This window comes from Actinomadura sp. NBRC 104412 (genome assembly GCF_030269515.1).
Classification (GTDB): Bacteria; Actinomycetota; Actinomycetes; order Streptosporangiales; family Streptosporangiaceae; genus Spirillospora.
Genome location: NZ_BSTM01000085.1, coordinates 1 through 1,287, shown reverse-complemented (window position 1 = coordinate 1,287; position 1,287 = coordinate 1). Strand labels below are relative to the sequence as shown.

Sequence of the window (1,287 nt, the reverse complement as noted above, 5' to 3'; positions counted from 1 at the left end):
TGAGGTTCCCCCCGTTGCACGGATACCTGCGATGAGGTCACTCGGCGGTGTCTGAGGGCAGGTTGAGCCCTTCGAACGTGACGGGGCTGTGCATCCCGATACTGGAATGCCGCCTGTAGGGATTATACCAGCATTCAACCCATTCGAAGACCGCACTGGCAAGTTCTTCACGGGTTTTCCAGGTACGGGTGTCGAGTAACTCCAGCTGCATCGTCCCCCAGAACGATTCCATCATCGAATTGTCGTAGCAATCACCGACCGTGCCCATCGAGCCGAGCAGCCCAGCATCCCGAAGACGCTTCCCGAACGCCCAGGAAGTATATTGCGTTCCGTGGTCGGAATGCATGATCGTGGAGCCTGTCGGCGGGTTCCGCCGGGTCACCGCCATCGCCAATGCGTTCACGACAAGATCGGTGTCCTGACGGGCGTCGATCGACCAGCCGATAATCCGCCGTGAATAGGCGTCCATGACCGCCGCGCAGTACAGTTTCCCCTCTCCGGTCGGGTGCTCGGTGATATCGGTAAGCCACAGCCGGTCCGGGCCGGCCACGTCGAACCGGCGCTGCACCAGGTCCTCCTCGGTCGCCTGATTGACCAGGTTGCGACGCCCCTTGCGCCGGTAGACGCCCTGCAACCCGGCCTCGCGCATCAGCCGCTCGACCCGCTTGCGATTGACCCGCTCACCCAACCCGAGCGTCAACTCCGCGTGCACCCGCGGCGAGCCGTAAGTGCCACGCGATTCGACATGGATTTCACGGATCATCTTCGTCAATTCCTTGTTCCGCAGCGTGCGAGGCGACTCGGATCGGCCGAGCCAGTCGTAATATCCCGAGGTGGAGACGTTCAGCACTCGGCAGGCCACCGCGACCGGGATGGAGTCGGCGGCGAGTTCATGGACCAGCGAGTAGACTACTTTGGGAGTACGTTTTCCCGGGCGAAGTAGGCCGCCGCCCGCTTCAGGATCTCGTTCTCGGTCTCCAGCTGCCGGTTACGACGCCGCAACTCGGCCAGTTCCTTCTTTTCCGCGGTGGTCAGGCGGTCACTGCCGCCTTTCCCGCCGCCGCCGCTGTTTTCGTCAGCGTCGGCCTGATTCACCCAGTTCTGCAGGCAGGACCGGCTGATCCCCAGATCCTTGGCCAGCTGGACCATGGACTGATCGCCCTGACGGGCCAGCTCGACCGCGCGACGCCGGAACTCGGGCGGGTGTGGTGACGGCATGGCGAACATCCTTCCTGATGATCGCCGATGACCTCAGGGCAAGTGTCCGGAGAGCGGGGGGAAGCTCAC

2 protein-coding genes are annotated in these 1,287 nt (G+C 63.2%); both read right to left on the bottom strand.

Translation table 11 applies throughout. The annotated features are described in order from the left end of the window. Nucleotides 1-37 precede the first annotated feature (37 nt). Nucleotides 38-901 (bottom strand): IS3 family transposase, encoded by an 864-nt coding sequence (locus QSK21_RS35810; RefSeq protein WP_285702204.1) that lies wholly within the window; start codon nucleotides 899-901, stop codon nucleotides 38-40. Between the two features lie 8 nt (nucleotides 902-909). Next, nucleotides 910-1,227, bottom strand: a complete 318-nt coding sequence (locus QSK21_RS35805) for a transposase (protein WP_285702203.1) — start codon at nucleotides 1,225-1,227, stop codon at nucleotides 910-912. Nucleotides 1,228-1,287 lie beyond the last annotated feature (60 nt).